General features: G+C 62.2%; 15 protein-coding genes. 11 read left to right on the top strand and 4 right to left on the bottom strand.

Annotation, left to right across the window (positions count from 1 at the left end):
* Window positions 1-5: 5 nt before the first annotated feature.
* Window positions 6-2,720 (bottom strand): preprotein translocase subunit SecA, encoded by a 2,715-nt coding sequence (gene secA / locus AC1Z3V_RS13495; RefSeq protein WP_483499715.1) that lies wholly within the window; start codon window positions 2,718-2,720, stop codon window positions 6-8.
* A 242-nt stretch (window positions 2,721-2,962) separates the two neighbouring features.
* On the opposite strand from secA, the gene AC1Z3V_RS13490 reads away from it, so the two are divergent.
* The 6 genes from AC1Z3V_RS13490 to AC1Z3V_RS13465 all read left to right on the top strand — a co-directional run bounded on the left by AC1Z3V_RS13490 (window position 2,963) and on the right by AC1Z3V_RS13465 (window position 7,389).
* Window positions 2,963-3,829: a peptidylprolyl isomerase gene (locus AC1Z3V_RS13490; protein WP_429820689.1), complete on the top strand. Its 867-nt coding sequence runs from the start codon at window positions 2,963-2,965 to the stop codon at window positions 3,827-3,829.
* A 219-nt stretch (window positions 3,830-4,048) separates the two neighbouring features.
* Window positions 4,049-5,290, top strand: a complete 1,242-nt coding sequence (argJ, locus tag AC1Z3V_RS13485; RefSeq protein WP_483499714.1) for a bifunctional glutamate N-acetyltransferase/amino-acid acetyltransferase ArgJ — start codon at window positions 4,049-4,051, stop codon at window positions 5,288-5,290.
* 135 nt (window positions 5,291-5,425) lie between these two features.
* Entirely contained in the window at window positions 5,426-6,241 is an 816-nt protein-coding gene (locus tag AC1Z3V_RS13480) for a GNAT family N-acetyltransferase (RefSeq protein ID WP_429820683.1), read from the top strand.
* Between the two features lie 4 nt (window positions 6,242-6,245).
* Window positions 6,246-6,659, top strand: coding sequence for an 8-oxo-dGTP diphosphatase MutT (gene mutT / locus AC1Z3V_RS13475; RefSeq protein ID WP_429820681.1), 414 nt, complete (start codon window positions 6,246-6,248; stop codon window positions 6,657-6,659).
* Window positions 6,660-6,838: 179 nt separating this feature from the next.
* Window positions 6,839-7,159, top strand: coding sequence for a hypothetical protein (locus AC1Z3V_RS13470; RefSeq protein WP_173520573.1), 321 nt, complete (start codon window positions 6,839-6,841; stop codon window positions 7,157-7,159).
* Window positions 7,160-7,215: 56 nt separating this feature from the next.
* Window positions 7,216-7,389: a Flp family type IVb pilin gene (locus tag AC1Z3V_RS13465; protein ID WP_483499712.1), complete on the top strand. Its 174-nt coding sequence runs from the start codon at window positions 7,216-7,218 to the stop codon at window positions 7,387-7,389.
* 33 nt (window positions 7,390-7,422) lie between these two features.
* On the opposite strand, the gene AC1Z3V_RS13460 is transcribed toward AC1Z3V_RS13465, so the two are convergent.
* The gene (locus AC1Z3V_RS13460; RefSeq protein WP_429820677.1) at window positions 7,423-8,301 is read right to left on the bottom strand and encodes a methyltransferase domain-containing protein; all 879 of its coding nucleotides are present in this window, start codon (window positions 8,299-8,301) and stop codon (window positions 7,423-7,425) included.
* Window positions 8,302-8,359: 58 nt separating this feature from the next.
* Between AC1Z3V_RS13460 and AC1Z3V_RS13455 the strand changes: the two genes are divergently transcribed.
* From AC1Z3V_RS13455 to AC1Z3V_RS13435, 5 genes are all read left to right on the top strand, one after another.
* Complete coding sequence (locus AC1Z3V_RS13455; RefSeq protein ID WP_483499710.1) at window positions 8,360-9,136, top strand: ComF family protein; 777 nt, start codon at window positions 8,360-8,362, stop codon at window positions 9,134-9,136.
* A 47-nt stretch (window positions 9,137-9,183) separates the two neighbouring features.
* A complete protein-coding gene (grxC, locus tag AC1Z3V_RS13450) occupies window positions 9,184-9,441 on the top strand; it encodes a glutaredoxin 3 (protein ID WP_173520577.1) in 258 nt (85 codons plus the stop codon).
* A gap of 87 nt (window positions 9,442-9,528) precedes the next feature.
* On the top strand, window positions 9,529-10,386 hold the full coding sequence (locus AC1Z3V_RS13445; RefSeq protein WP_483499708.1) for a carbon-nitrogen hydrolase family protein: 858 nt from the start codon (window positions 9,529-9,531) through the stop codon (window positions 10,384-10,386).
* Window positions 10,383-10,811 (top strand): DUF1178 family protein, encoded by a 429-nt coding sequence (locus AC1Z3V_RS13440; protein ID WP_483499707.1) that lies wholly within the window; start codon window positions 10,383-10,385, stop codon window positions 10,809-10,811. The genes AC1Z3V_RS13445 and AC1Z3V_RS13440 overlap by 4 nt, the downstream gene beginning before the upstream one ends.
* Before the next feature lie 105 nt (window positions 10,812-10,916).
* Complete coding sequence (locus tag AC1Z3V_RS13435; protein ID WP_483499705.1) at window positions 10,917-11,483, top strand: GNAT family N-acetyltransferase; 567 nt, start codon at window positions 10,917-10,919, stop codon at window positions 11,481-11,483.
* Between the two features lie 15 nt (window positions 11,484-11,498).
* On the opposite strand, the gene ubiG is transcribed toward AC1Z3V_RS13435, so the two are convergent.
* Together ubiG and AC1Z3V_RS13425 are read right to left on the bottom strand one after the other, a co-directional pair.
* A complete protein-coding gene (ubiG, locus tag AC1Z3V_RS13430; protein WP_483499703.1) occupies window positions 11,499-12,245 on the bottom strand; it encodes a bifunctional 2-polyprenyl-6-hydroxyphenol methylase/3-demethylubiquinol 3-O-methyltransferase UbiG in 747 nt (248 codons plus the stop codon).
* A 111-nt stretch (window positions 12,246-12,356) separates the two neighbouring features.
* Window positions 12,357-12,908 carry a dihydrofolate reductase family protein gene (locus AC1Z3V_RS13425; protein WP_483499701.1) on the bottom strand — a complete coding sequence of 184 codons (552 nt, stop codon included), beginning with the start codon at window positions 12,906-12,908 and terminating at the stop codon, window positions 12,357-12,359.
* Window positions 12,909-12,953 lie beyond the last annotated feature (45 nt).

Raw genomic sequence — 12,953 nt, 5'->3', positions numbered from 1 at the left:
CTCGCTTATGCCTCGTAGACGCCGTGGCAGTGCTTGTACTTCTTGCCGGACCCACAGGGGCAGAGCTCGTTGCGCGAGACCTTGCCCCAAGTCGACGGATCGTTCGCATCGCGTTGCACGGGTGCGGGGGCCAGAAGTGTTCCAGCGCCGCCACCGAAATCGTCTTCGCCGGTCAGCGGGTCGATATGGTGGCCGTGCATGACCGGCGGTGCCGGCTGCGGCGCTTCGGCTGCTTCGCGCACCAGTTCGACGCGCATGAGTTGTGCGGTTACTGCCTGGCGCAGGTTGCCGAGCAGAGCCTGGAACAGTTCGAAGGCCTCGGACTTGTATTCCTGCAACGGATCGCGCTGTGCATAGCCGCGGAAGCCGATGACCGAGCGCAGGTGGTCGAGATTGACGATATGCTCGCGCCAGAGATGGTCGAGCGTCTGCAGCACGACCGAGCGTTCGACATATTGCATGATCTCGAGGCCGAAGCGTTCGGCGCGATCTGCCGCTTCCTTCTCGGCAGCGGCGGTGACGCGCTCGAGAATATCGGCCTCGTCAATGCCCTCCTCGGCAGCCCATTCGACGACCGGCAGGTCGAGATTGAGGTATTGCTGCACATCGGCCTTCAGACCCTCGACGTCCCACTGCTCGGCATAGGCGCGCTCCGGGATGCGCTTGCTGACCATGTCCTCGATGACTTCGGTGCGCATGTCGGTCACGGTTTCCGTGACGTTTTCGGCATCCATCAGCTCAATGCGCTGCTCGAAGATCACCTTGCGCTGATCGTTGAGAACGTCGTCGTATTTCAGGAGGTTCTTGCGGATGTCGAAGTTGCGTGCTTCGACCTTCTTCTGGGCGCGCTCGAGCGCCTTGTTGATCCAGGGATGGACGATCGCCTCGCCTTCCTTGAGGCCCAGCTTCTGCAGCATGCTGTCCATGCGGTCAGAGCCGAAGATGCGCATCAGGTCGTCCTGGAGCGAAAGGTAGAACTTCGAACGGCCCGGGTCGCCCTGACGGCCGGAACGGCCGCGAAGCTGGTTGTCGATGCGGCGGCTCTCGTGACGCTCGGTCGCGAGGACATAGAGGCCGCCGGCAGCAAGCGCCTGCTCCTTCAGCTTCTGCACTTCGGCGCGGATCGCTTCGATGCGCTGGTCGCGCTCCGGACCGGGCTCGACGTCGGCAAGCTCCTGCTGGATGCGCATGTCGACGTTGCCGCCGAGCTGAATGTCGGTACCACGACCGGCCATGTTGGTGGCGATCGTGACCGCACCCGGCACGCCGGCCTGGGCGACGATGAAGGCTTCCTGCTCGTGATAGCGGGCGTTCAGGACCTGGAACTTACCGAATCCGGACTTCTTGAGGAGATCCGCAAGCTGTTCTGACTTTTCGATCGAGGTCGTACCGACCAGCATCGGCTGGCCGCGCTCATGCGCCGACTTGATCTCGTCGATGATGGCTTTCAGCTTTTCGCCCTGCGTACGATAGACCTCGTCGTCCTCGTCGATCCGCTTGATCGGCAGGTTGGTCGGCACTTCGACCACTTCGAGGCCGTAGATGTTGCCGAACTCTTCCGCTTCGGTTGCCGCCGTACCGGTCATGCCGCCGAGCTTGGAATACATGCGGAAGTAGTTCTGGAAGGTGATCGAGGCGAGGGTCTGGTTCTCGGGCTGGATCTGCACCTTTTCCTTGGCTTCGAGCGCCTGATGCTGGCCTTCGGAATAGCGCCGTCCCGGCATCATGCGGCCGGTAAACTCGTCGATGATGACGATCTCGCCGTTGCGGACGATGTAGTCCTTGTCGCGGGTGAAGAGCTTGTGGGCTTTCAATGCGTTGTTGACGTGATGGACGATCGCGACGTTTTCGATGTCGTAGAGCGATTCACCCTTCAAGAGACCCGCCTGACGCAGCAGGTTCTCGAGCTTCTCCGTGCCATCTTCCGAGAAGTTGGCGGAGCGCTGCTTCTCGTCGATTTCGTAGTCCTCGGGCGAAAGCAGCGGGATGAAATCGTTGATCGTGTTGTAGAGATCGGAGCGGTCGTCGAGCGGACCGGAGATGATCAGCGGCGTGCGCGCTTCGTCGACCAGGATCGAGTCCACTTCGTCGACGATGGCGAAGAAGTGACCGCGCTGGACCATCTGTCCGCGTTCGTACTTCATGTTGTCGCGCAGATAGTCGAAGCCGAGCTCGTTGTTGGTCGCGTAGGTGATGTCGCAGGCGTAGGCGTCACGGCGTTGCTCGTCGGTCAGACCGTGGACGATGACGCCGGTCGTCATGCCGAGGAAGCTGTAAACGCGGCCCATGGTGCCGGCGTCGCGCTGGGCGAGGTAGTCGTTGACGGTAACGACGTGCACGCCCTTGCCGGCAAGTGCATTGAGGTAGACGGGGAGGGTCGCGACGAGGGTCTTGCCTTCACCGGTCTTCATTTCGGCGATAGCACGTTCGTGGAGGATCATGCCGCCGATGAGCTGGACGTCAAATGGACGCAGACCGAGGACGCGGCGAGCAGCTTCGCGCACGACGGCGAAGGCCGGAACCAGGAGGTCATCGAGCGTCTTGCCCTCTTCCAGCTGCCTGCGGAATTCCACCGTCTTGGCTGCTAGCGCCTCATCCGACATGGCCTTCATTTCGGCTTCAAGAGCGTTGATGGCATCCACCCGACCCGTGTAGCCGCGCACGCGGCGATCATTGGCGGAACCAAACAACTTGCGGGCTATGCCGCCGAGACTGACCATATGAATGGTCCTTTCTTTTTTGTTGCCTGGGGTCCCGTGGCCGCGCCGCAAAAACCGCGCAATGCCGCGAAACGCCCGGAAACTGTTCTGGACGCGAGGTTGCGTGACAGATAAGAGGGGGGTCGAATTATGTCAACGCACTTGCACTGCCGGACGGCTACAGAACCGCCACATTCTGGTGGTGTGCAGCCGCTACAAGCCGGACGCAATCGCGCTGAAGGCCAATTGAAAGGTAAGTGAGCATGTCCAAGTTGAAAACCCTGGCCGGCGCGGCATTGGTTGCGGCGATGGTCGTTCATGGTGGCGCGCGGGCGGAAGACGCCGATCCGGTGATCGCCAAGGTTGGCGGCGAGGAAGTGCGTCAGTCCGAACTCAACCTGGCGCTGGGCGGTCTTGACCCGCAGCTTCAGCAGATGCCGGACGAACAGAAGCGTGCCGCCGCCCTTTCGGCGATCATCGACGTCAAGCTCCTGTCGAAGACGGCCGAAAAGGAAGGCCTGCAGGAGGATGCGACCTTCAAGCAGCGCGTCGCCTACCTGACCGCGCGCGAACTGCACAACGCCTACTTCAAGAAGCACGTGGTCGACGCAATCACCAAGGAAGAGGTGAAGGCGCGCTACGACAAGGAGATCGCGGCGATCCCGGCGCAGGAAGAGGTGAAGGCTCGCCATATCCTGGTCAAGACCGAGGATGAGGCCAAGGAAATCATCAAGGAACTCGACGCTGGCAAGAGCTTCGTCGAACTGGCCAAGGCGAAGTCTTCCGATCCGAACAAGGACGATGGCGGCGATCTCGGCTACTTCACCAAGGGCCGCATGGTGCCGGAATTCGAAGCGGCTGCCTTCGCTCTCGAAAAGGGCGCCTACACCAAGACCCCGGTCAAGACGCAGTTCGGCTTCCACGTGATCCTGGTCGAAGACAAGCGCCCGCAGGCTCCGCCGACGCTGGAGCAGGTCGAACCGCAGGTTCGTCAGCTTGTCATGCGTGACAAATATGTTGAGCTGCTTGCTGCCGCCAAGAAGGATGCAAGCGTCGAGATTTCCGATCCGGCTCTGAAGAAGGCCTATGACGAGGCCAACAAGGCGCAGGGAACTCAGGAAGCCAAGTAATTCGATCGGCAGGTCCTGCCATTGGCGGGGGCCTGCCATCACCGCTTTTCGCTGATGCCCGGCGGTGAAAACCGTTCGGGCATTTGTCGCAAGATAGATCGGGAGCGGGTTCGGTTGTAAACCGCTCCAGATTTTTGTTCTTACGCATTTCCTGACGGAAAGCCGCTACGCAGTTTTCCTGGAAATGCTTTGGCCCCAACACGTCACAGCAGGTTTCCCATGTCCGGCTCAGTCTCCCCGCTCGCTCCGAAAACCTTCGCCGAAATGCCGTCCGTACGCGGTGTCCGCATGGCGACCGCTGCCGCCGGCATCAAGTACAAGAACCGCACCGACGTGCTGATGATGGTGTTCGACAAGCCGGCCGCCGCCGCCGGCGTTTTCACCCGCTCCAAATGCCCCTCCGCTCCGGTCGATTTCTGCCGCCAGAACCTGGCCGGCGGCGTCGCGCGCGCCGTCGTCGTCAACTCCGGCAACGCCAATGCCTTCACCGGCAAGAAGGGACGCGAGGCGACGGCGCTGACCGCGAAGTCGGCGGCGAAGGCGGTCGGCTGCGCTGAGAGCGAAGTTTTCCTCGCTTCCACCGGCGTCATCGGCGAGCCGCTTGATGCAACCAAGTTCGCCGGCGTCCTCGACGATCTGGCGGCGGCCGGCAAGGAAGATTTCTGGTTCGAAGCCGCCAAGGCGATCATGACGACGGACACCTATCCGAAGGTCGCCACCCGCACGGCCGAGATCGGCGGCGTCAAGGTCACGATCAACGGCATTGCCAAGGGCGCCGGCATGATCGCGCCCGACATGGCGACGATGCTCTCCTTCGTGGTCACCGACGCAGACATTGCCCCGGCAGCGCTGCAGGCCCTGCTTTCGGCCGGCGTCGGCCCGACCTTCAACTCGGTCACCGTCGATAGCGACACGTCGACCTCCGACACGCTGATGCTCTTTGCGACGGGGGCTGCAGCAGCAGACGGACAGCCGACGATCTCCGACGCGGCTGACGCGCGCCTCGATGCCTTCCGTGTGACGCTGAATGATCTGCTGCGCGACCTGGCGCTCCAGGTCGTGCGTGACGGCGAAGGCGCGCGCAAGATGGTCGAAGTCACGGTCGAAGGTGCTGAAAACGACGCGGCGGCCAAGCGCATCGCGCTCTCCATCGCCAACTCGCCGCTCGTCAAGACTGCCGTCGCCGGCGAGGACGCCAACTGGGGCCGCGTGGTCATGGCTGTCGGCAAGTCCGGTGAGATGGCCGAACGCGATCGTCTGGCGATCTGGTTCGGCGATGTGCGCGTGGCCGTCGACGGCGAGCGTGATGCCACCTATTCGGAAGCGGCAGCCACTGCCGTCATGAAGGCCGAGGACATCACGATCCGCGTCGACATCGGCCTCGGATCCGGCCGCGCTACGGTCTATACCTGCGACCTGACGAAGGAATATGTCGAGATCAACGGCGACTACCGGAGCTGAGGTTCCGGTCCAGGCTGGCTACAGCGCCGCGCGTCTCATCAGACGCGCAAAGGTCGCTGTAGAACTTTGATTTTCTGCATGTCTTCGTCCTTAAATCGAGGCCGATTTGAGGAGACATGCAGTAGGGGCAACAAGATGACATCGAGTGATACTCGGCCGGCGGGCGACGTCGCGGCCGAAGGTGGGGAAGTGGTAATGGTTGATCTCCCGAGCGTGCGCCGTCTCGAGGCCGTGGGCTTCCGGGCCTGGCCGGCAGCGTCGGTGCAATATGACGGAAGCTGGCTGATCCGGCTCAATGCAGGGCATGATTCCAAGCGTCTCAACTCCGTCAACCCACTCGATCCATCCGACTATCGCGACATCCCGGTGCGCCTTGAAAAGGCGGCCCGGCGTTTTGCCGACTACGGCCGACCCCTGACCGTGCGCCAGACGCCGCTGACGCCGCCGCAACTCGTTGCCCATATGGATGCGGAAGGCTGGACGGCCTTCAGTCGCAGTCTGGTGATGACGACCGATCTTGCCGAGCGTGAATTCGGCGAGGGCATCGACCATTTGCCGATCAAGGACACCGGCCGCTTCGTCGATGCCTGCATCGGTATCGCCAAGGGCGATCCGAAGAGAAAGGCCGCGCTCGCCGAGATCATCAATGCGATCAAGCCGGAAAGCGGCCTCTTCCTGTTTGAAGATGCCGAGACCGGGCCTACCGCCGTGGCTCTCGTCGTTCAGGACAACGATCTCGCCGGCATCATGCAGTTTGCCGTGGACGCACGGGTCCGCGGGCGCGGCGTCGGCAAGGCGATGCTCGACGTCTGCCTGCGTTGGGCACGTCTGCGCGGCGCCAGGAAAGCCTGGCTGCAGGTCGAGGCGGAGAACAGCGCGGCGCTGGCGCTTTATCGTGGCGCCGGTTTCTCCGAGGTCTACAGCTACATCTACAGAACGCCTGGGGCTTGAGGTCATGGACGTCAACGGAAAGAAGATCGTGCTCGTTGCGGCCTGTGCTCTGGTCGATGCCGACGGCCGTATCCTGCTGGCGCAGCGGCCGGAAGGAAAATCGCTGGCCGGTCTCTGGGAGTTTCCGGGCGGCAAGGTCGAAGCCGGCGAGACGCCCGAGGAAACCCTGATCCGTGAATTGGACGAGGAACTCGGCATCCGCACCAAGGTCGCCTGCCTGGCGCCCCTGACCTTCGCCAGTCACACCTATGAGGACTTCCATCTGCTGATGCCGCTCTATGTCTGCCGGCGCTACGAAGGGGTGGCGACGGGGCGGGAAGGCCAGGCGATCAAATGGGTGCGGCCGAAGGCCTTGCGCGACTATCCGATGCCGCCGGCGGACGAGCCGTTGATCCCGTTTCTTATGGATTTGCTCTGAACCTACCTGAAATCTGATTGATTATTAATCGATCGTTTATCTCCCTCGCGCAAAGATAGCTCAATTCATTTTCGGTACGCATTGTTGGTGAACGGCGTATTGATTTCAGGCAGTACGGTGGAACCAAGCTTGGGAAGGGCGCTTGCGTTCGCCGTGCTTTGTGCATTTGTGAGGCTGGGATGGTGGACGACGATTTCTGGAGCACGGTTCAGGAAAAGGATCTGATGAACAATCAGTCCCGCCGGACGGGTGTGCTCAATCTGTCCCTGCTGTTTGGAACGGCAGTGATCGCGCTGACGCTGATCCTGACGCCGATGCTGTCTTCGAAGAACGACAGGCGCATCATGGCGAACACACCCGTCGACTACGACAATATTTCCACAGGCTCCATCCCTTCGAGCGGGACGACCAAGCGCTATACGGTCCGGCGCAGCGTGCTGCAGGAAATGCCTGGGGCGGTCTGCATCATCGATGCAGACGGCCGTAAGAGCGGATGCTGAACTAACGCCATCCGGTTTTCCGGTGCGTTTCGGAACACGAACCAGACTGGGGACGCATGGGAAAGCTGAGACGCCTCTTTCGCGACGCAAGCGCTGCCACCGCGGTCGAGTATGGCCTCATCGCTGCCATCATCTCCGTCAGCCTGCTTCTTGGTCTCGAACAGGTCCGCGACGCGCTCACGACCGTCCTCAACGTACTGGCGACGACATTCCAGAACGCACAGGTCTGAAGACCTCGCCGGAACGAACGCTGCCGTCGTCCGTCAGAGCGGCTGCTCCTTCGTGCCGAGTGCAGTCGACAGCCGCTGCTTCGCGGAGCCCGGTTTCAGCGGCTTCTGCTGGCTCTCATGCGGAGCCCATCCGGACAGGTATATGACCGAGAATGTCGCGCGAACGCGCCCGTCCGGATCGGAGAAGCGTTCGGCATAGATTTCCGCGGCCCGCAGAAAGAAGCGCCGCGAGACGGGCACGCGGCTTCGTGCTGTCAGCGGGCTGGTCATGCCCATGGCGCGCAAGTCGCGGATCAGGGCAAACAGCGAATCGTAGCGCACCGTGTAGGTTTCGGTGTCGGCGACCGGCAGCGCGAAGCCGGCGCGTTGCAGCAGGGCGCCGATATCGCGGACGTCGGCGAAGGGAATGACGCGCGGACTGGCGCCGCCCGTCAGCTCCGCCTCGGCGGCCAGAAGCGCCTCGCGCAGTTCCTGCAGCGTGCCGCTGCCGGGGATGGCGGCGAGGAAGAGCCCATCCGGTTTCAGCACCCGACGAACCTGGATGAAGGCGCCCGGCGTATCATTGGTCAGGTGCAGGGAGAGCGGCGAAACCACCAGGTTGAAGCTCTCCGCTTCGCCTGGAACCTCTTCGAGCGGGGCGATCGTTACCGATGCCTGGTCGGAGCCGAAACGCGCATCCGTTTCCACGCGCTCGACGGCACCGACCTTGCCGGTTGCCATGAGGTCCCGCGCCGTCTGCCCGGTATAGCCGTGCAGTTCCAGCGCGCGATCGAAGTGACGTTCGACCACGCTGACGCGTTCGGCGAGTTCCTGTGCGACGATATCGAGAAGGAAGCCGGCTTTCGGATCAGCGTTTCTGAGCGCTCTTGCCCGATGCGCCTCGACGAGGCTCTGGTCAAAGATTTTTTCCACGATACTGTCTCCGCAAGCTGGCCAGCAAAGAGACCTTCGGAGGTTCAAAGTCAACAGCATGGCATGGGAGAGACCGCTGTTTCCGGAGGAGGGGTGGGGGCGCTTGCTGCGGGGGCTCGTCTCAGGGGTCGTCGATATCGTCTATCCCCCAGTCTGCTGCGGCTGCGGCCGGATGGTTGGCGATCATCGCGCGGTTTGCGCTCTTTGCTGGTCGACCCTGCCGCTGATCGAGCGCCCCTATTGCGATATTCTTGGGACACCGTTTTCGGTCGATCATGGGCCGGCCTCTGTTTCGCCCGAAGCCATTGCCAATCCGCCCGCTTTCGATCGTCTGCGGTCGGTCGCAATCCATGAGGGCATCGCCCGCGATCTGGTGCATGGGCTGAAGTATCGCGACCGCACCGATCTCGCGCCGATGATGGCGGAGTGGATGATCCGAGCGAGCGACGGTGCGGTGGCCTCGGCCGACGCGATCATTCCGGTGCCATTGCATGCTTTCCGGCTCTGGAGGCGCCGGTTCAATCAATCGGCGGAACTGGCGCGGGCGGTGGCGCGACTCTCCGGCAGGCCCTACCAAGCCGATGTCCTCATGCGTATCCGACGCACGAGCCGGCAGGTGGGCCTTGCCCGGCAGGCCCGTGAAGACAATGTGCGCGGTGCCTTCGCGGTCTCGGAAAGCGGCAAAGCGGGTCTCCGTGGGAAAAGCGTCATTCTCGTTGACGATGTATATACGACCGGTGCAACCGTCTCGGCAGCGACCCGCGCGCTGAAACGGGCGGGTGCCGGGCCGGTCACGGTTTTGACCTTTGCAAGAGCCATATCCGGTCCTATATGACAATCAGTTGTCCGGCACGGTTGCCGGCGAAGGAGCGAACCAGGATCATGGCTTCAGTGGTCATTTATACGCGTCAGTTCTGCGGTTATTGTTCGGCCGCCAAGAAACTACTGGAAACCAAGGGCGTGTCCTTCCTCGAACACGACGCTACCTATGATCCGACGGTTCGGCAGGTGATGATCGAGAAGGCGCACGGCGGCACGACGTTCCCGCAGATCTTCATCAACGACATCCATGTCGGCGGCTGTGACGACCTGCACGCGCTGGAACGGGCCGGCAAGCTCGACGCGATGCTTGCCGCCTGAAGCGCCTGACGACCCGATGTTTTGCAAGTCGCTAGAGCGAGAGAGGCTGCTCGCTCTGCAGCGGCGCGCGCCAGGAGTTAAAGCAAGATGACCTTCAAGGCCGCAGCCATTCAGATGTGTTCCGGCGTCGATCCGCGCAAGAATGCGGAGACGATGCTGCGACTGGTGCGTGAGGCGGCTGCCCAGGGCGCGACCTATGTCCAGACGCCGGAAATGACCGGCGCGCTCCAGCGAGACCGGGCGGCTCTGCGCGCAATCCTGAAGGACGAAGCAAACGACATCATTGCCGGCGAAGCGGCGAAGCTTGCCGGTGAACTCGGCATCTATCTCCATGTCGGCTCGACGCCGATCGCGCTTGCCGACGGCAAGATCGCCAATCGCGGCCTGCTGTTCGGGCCGGACGGCAGGAAGATCTGCGACTACGACAAGATCCACATGTTCGACGTCGACCTCGACAACGGCGAAAGCTGGCGGGAAAGCGCCGCCTATCAGCCCGGCAGCACGGCACGCATCGCCGATCTCGATTTCGGCAAGCTTGGTTTCACCATCTGCTACGATGTGCGCTTCCCGGAGCTTTTCCGGCAGCAGGCGGTGGCCGGCGCCGAGATCATGTCGGTGCCCGCCGCCTTCACACGCCAGACCGGCGAGGCACACTGGGAAATCCTGCTTCGTGCCCGTGCGATCGAGAACGGCCTCTTCGTCATTGCTGCTGCGCAAGGGGGCACGCATGAGGACGGGCGTGAGACCTTCGGCCACTCGATGATCATCGATCCCTGGGGCAGGGTGCTTGCTTCGGCCGGCCCGACCGGTGAGGCGATCGTGCTTGCCGAAATCGATGTCGCCTCCGTGCATTCGGCACGCGCCAAGATTCCGAATTTGAAGAACGCCCGCAGCTTCGTGCTCAACGAAGTGGCGCCAACCGGGAAAGGAGGCGTCGCCGCTTGATCCGCTATACGCTTTCCTGTGACAATGGCCATTCCTTCGAGGGGTGGTTCTCGTCGAGTGACGATTTCGACCGCCAGGTCGACCGCAAGCTGGTTTCCTGTCCCTCTTGCAGTTCAACATCCGTTGCCAAGCAACTGATGGCGCCGTCGGTCGCGACCGCGCGCAAGAAGGAGGCAACGCGGGCGGTGATCATGGACCAGGCGCAGAAGGAAACGATCGCCAAGATCCGCGAATTGGTAAAGACCGTGCGCGAGAACGCCGAGGATGTCGGCGAGCGCTTCCCCGAGGAGGCGCGCAAGATCCATTATGGCGAAGCGGAAGAACGCGGCCTGATCGGCAAGGCGACGGCGGAAGAGGCCGTAGCGCTTCTCGAAGAAGGAATTGCGGTCGCGCCGCTGCCGATCTTGCCGGACGAGGCCAACTGACGCGCGGCCCAACGCCTGTCCGATGCTGCAAACTTTGCCGACGGCTCTTTAAAAACAACGTCTTGCTTCCCATGTCGCGGCTTCGCAATGGGAGATTTTCAGCCAATGACATTGTCCGAGCTACGCATATCCACCGATCGCCTCGTCATCAGGCCATTCGCGCCCGACGATTTTCCTGCCTTCTTCGCCTATCATCGGCTGCCGGAAGTCTATCGCTATCTCTATGCCGTACCTCTGGACGAAGTGGCGGCGCGGGCGAAGTTCGTCAAGGCATCAAAGCCGCGTCTCGATGAAGACGGAGATGTCGCAGTCTTTGCCGTCGAGCGGCAGGAGGATGGCGCCCTGATCGGCGAGGTGTTGCTGAAGCTCGCAAGCAGGGCGGCGCAACAGGCGGAAACCGGCTACATCTTCAATCCCGCCTTTGCCGGCAAGGGCTATGCGACCGAGGCGATGCGGGCCGTGCTCGATTTCGGTTTTTCGACGCTGCGCTTTCACCGGATCTTCGCCCGGCTGGATGCGCTCAACAAGGGTTCGGTGGGCGTCGTCGAGCGTCTCGGCATGCGCCGCGAGGCGCATCTGATCGAGAACGACCGGTTCAACGGTATCTGGGGCGACGAATTCGTCTATGCGCTGCTGAGACGTGAATGGCAGGAGCGTCGGCAGGCCGGCTGAACCTGCCGGCAGCGTTTACAGCGGGCGCTTGGCGACGATCATGTAGTTGACGTCCATGTCCTTGGACAGGTTCCACTGATTGGCGAGCGGATTGAAGAAGACGCCTGTGCGCTCGGTGACTTCGAGCCCGTTGGCCACAAGCGGCTTCTCCAGCTCTTCCGGGCGCACCAGCTTTTCGTACTGATGCGTGCCGCGCGGCAGCCAGCGCAATACGTTCTCGGCCGCGAAAATGGCAAGCGCCGCCGCCTTTATCGTGCGGTTGATGGTGGCGACGAACATCAGTCCGCCGGGGCGAACCATGTGGGCGCAGGTGGTCATGAAGAAATCGACGTCTGCAACGTGCTCGACCACTTCCATGTTGAGCACGATATCGAAGCTCTCGCCGGCTTCGGCGAGCGCTTCGGCGGTCACGGCGCGATAGTCGACCGTCACCCCGCTTCCGGCCGCGTGCGTCTTGGCGATGCCGATGTTCCTCTCCGAGGCATCAGCACCGAGGACGTCGGCGCCCATGCGCGCCATTGGTTCCGACAGAAGACCGCCGCCGCAGCCGATATCGAGCAGCCGCAGACCTTTCAGCGGTTGCGGGCCCCTGGGATCGCGGCCGAAATGCTCGGCCACCTTGTCGCGGATATAGGCGAGGCGAACGGGGTTGAACTTGTGCAGTGGCCTGAACTTGCCCGTCGGATCCCACCATTCCGCCGCCATGGCGGAAAACCGGTCCACCTCGCTCTGGTCGATCGTCGTGCGTGCGGTCTCGCTCATGTCGCCGTCTCCTTGCATCTTCCCTGGTGAAGTCGGACGATCAGGCGGGGAAGTCAAGAGCCGGCGATGGGCCAGATGAGCGCAGACCAGGTGGGAGCGATGCTCTGTCTCCTACAGCGCGTCCGCCTCCGGTTTATAGTGCAGGATGACTACGCCCGATTTCAGCGGGCGCGTGTCGGTCAATTTCAGCTTCGTCCGCTTCAGGCCCGGCTTGAACAGGGGCACACCGCCACCGAGAAGCACGGGATTGATGCCGAGACGATACTCATCGACGAGACCCTTCTCGATCAGGCCCGCTGCGAAATCCGCACTGCCGAATACGAAGATCGTGCCGCCATCGCGTTGCTTCAGTCGCTCGACTACCTTGGCGGCGTCGCCGGTCACGAGCGTTGTCCTGTGCCAATCTGCGGATGTCAGGGTGCGCGAGAAGACGAATTTCTCGACGCCGTTCATGAAGGTAGCGATGTCACCCTCGGCGGATGGCCAGTAGGCAGCCATCATTTCATAGGTCACGCGGCCGAAAAGCAAAGTGTCCGCTTCGAGCTGTGTTTCGCCGATATAGGCGGCGAGTTCGTCCTCGAAGACGAACCAGCTAATGTCGTGTCCCGGCGCTTCGAAGAAGCCGTCGACGCTGACCATGTCCCACATGATGACCTTGCGCATTGTCTTTCTCCCGTTGCGGTGCTGTGTTTGGAGGAGACTCTCAAA

The sequence above is a fragment of the Ensifer sp. 38_S197 genome (genome assembly GCF_056924495.1).
Note: the sequence above shows the minus strand (reverse complement) of the source record. Positions and strands in the feature narration are given on the sequence as shown.

Bases quoted from the DNA above. Each gene is read 5' to 3' on its own strand.
- secA (WP_483499715.1), bottom strand. From the start codon at position 2,720: ATGGTCAGTCTCGGCGGCATAGCCCGCAAGTTGTTTGGTTCCGCCAAT.
- AC1Z3V_RS13490 (WP_429820689.1), top strand. From the start codon at position 2,963: ATGTCCAAGTTGAAAACCCTGGCCGGCGCGGCATTGGTTGCGGCGATG.
- argJ (WP_483499714.1), top strand. From the start codon at position 4,049: ATGTCCGGCTCAGTCTCCCCGCTCGCTCCGAAAACCTTCGCCGAAATG.
- AC1Z3V_RS13480 (WP_429820683.1), top strand. From the start codon at position 5,426: ATGACATCGAGTGATACTCGGCCGGCGGGCGACGTCGCGGCCGAAGGT.
- mutT (WP_429820681.1), top strand. From the start codon at position 6,246: ATGGACGTCAACGGAAAGAAGATCGTGCTCGTTGCGGCCTGTGCTCTG.
- AC1Z3V_RS13470 (WP_173520573.1), top strand. From the start codon at position 6,839: ATGGTGGACGACGATTTCTGGAGCACGGTTCAGGAAAAGGATCTGATG.
- AC1Z3V_RS13465 (WP_483499712.1), top strand. From the start codon at position 7,216: ATGGGAAAGCTGAGACGCCTCTTTCGCGACGCAAGCGCTGCCACCGCG.
- AC1Z3V_RS13455 (WP_483499710.1), top strand. From the start codon at position 8,360: ATGGCATGGGAGAGACCGCTGTTTCCGGAGGAGGGGTGGGGGCGCTTG.
- grxC (WP_173520577.1), top strand. From the start codon at position 9,184: ATGGCTTCAGTGGTCATTTATACGCGTCAGTTCTGCGGTTATTGTTCG.
- AC1Z3V_RS13445 (WP_483499708.1), top strand. From the start codon at position 9,529: ATGACCTTCAAGGCCGCAGCCATTCAGATGTGTTCCGGCGTCGATCCG.
- AC1Z3V_RS13435 (WP_483499705.1), top strand. From the start codon at position 10,917: ATGACATTGTCCGAGCTACGCATATCCACCGATCGCCTCGTCATCAGG.
- ubiG (WP_483499703.1), bottom strand. From the start codon at position 12,245: ATGAGCGAGACCGCACGCACGACGATCGACCAGAGCGAGGTGGACCGG.
- AC1Z3V_RS13425 (WP_483499701.1), bottom strand. From the start codon at position 12,908: ATGCGCAAGGTCATCATGTGGGACATGGTCAGCGTCGACGGCTTCTTC.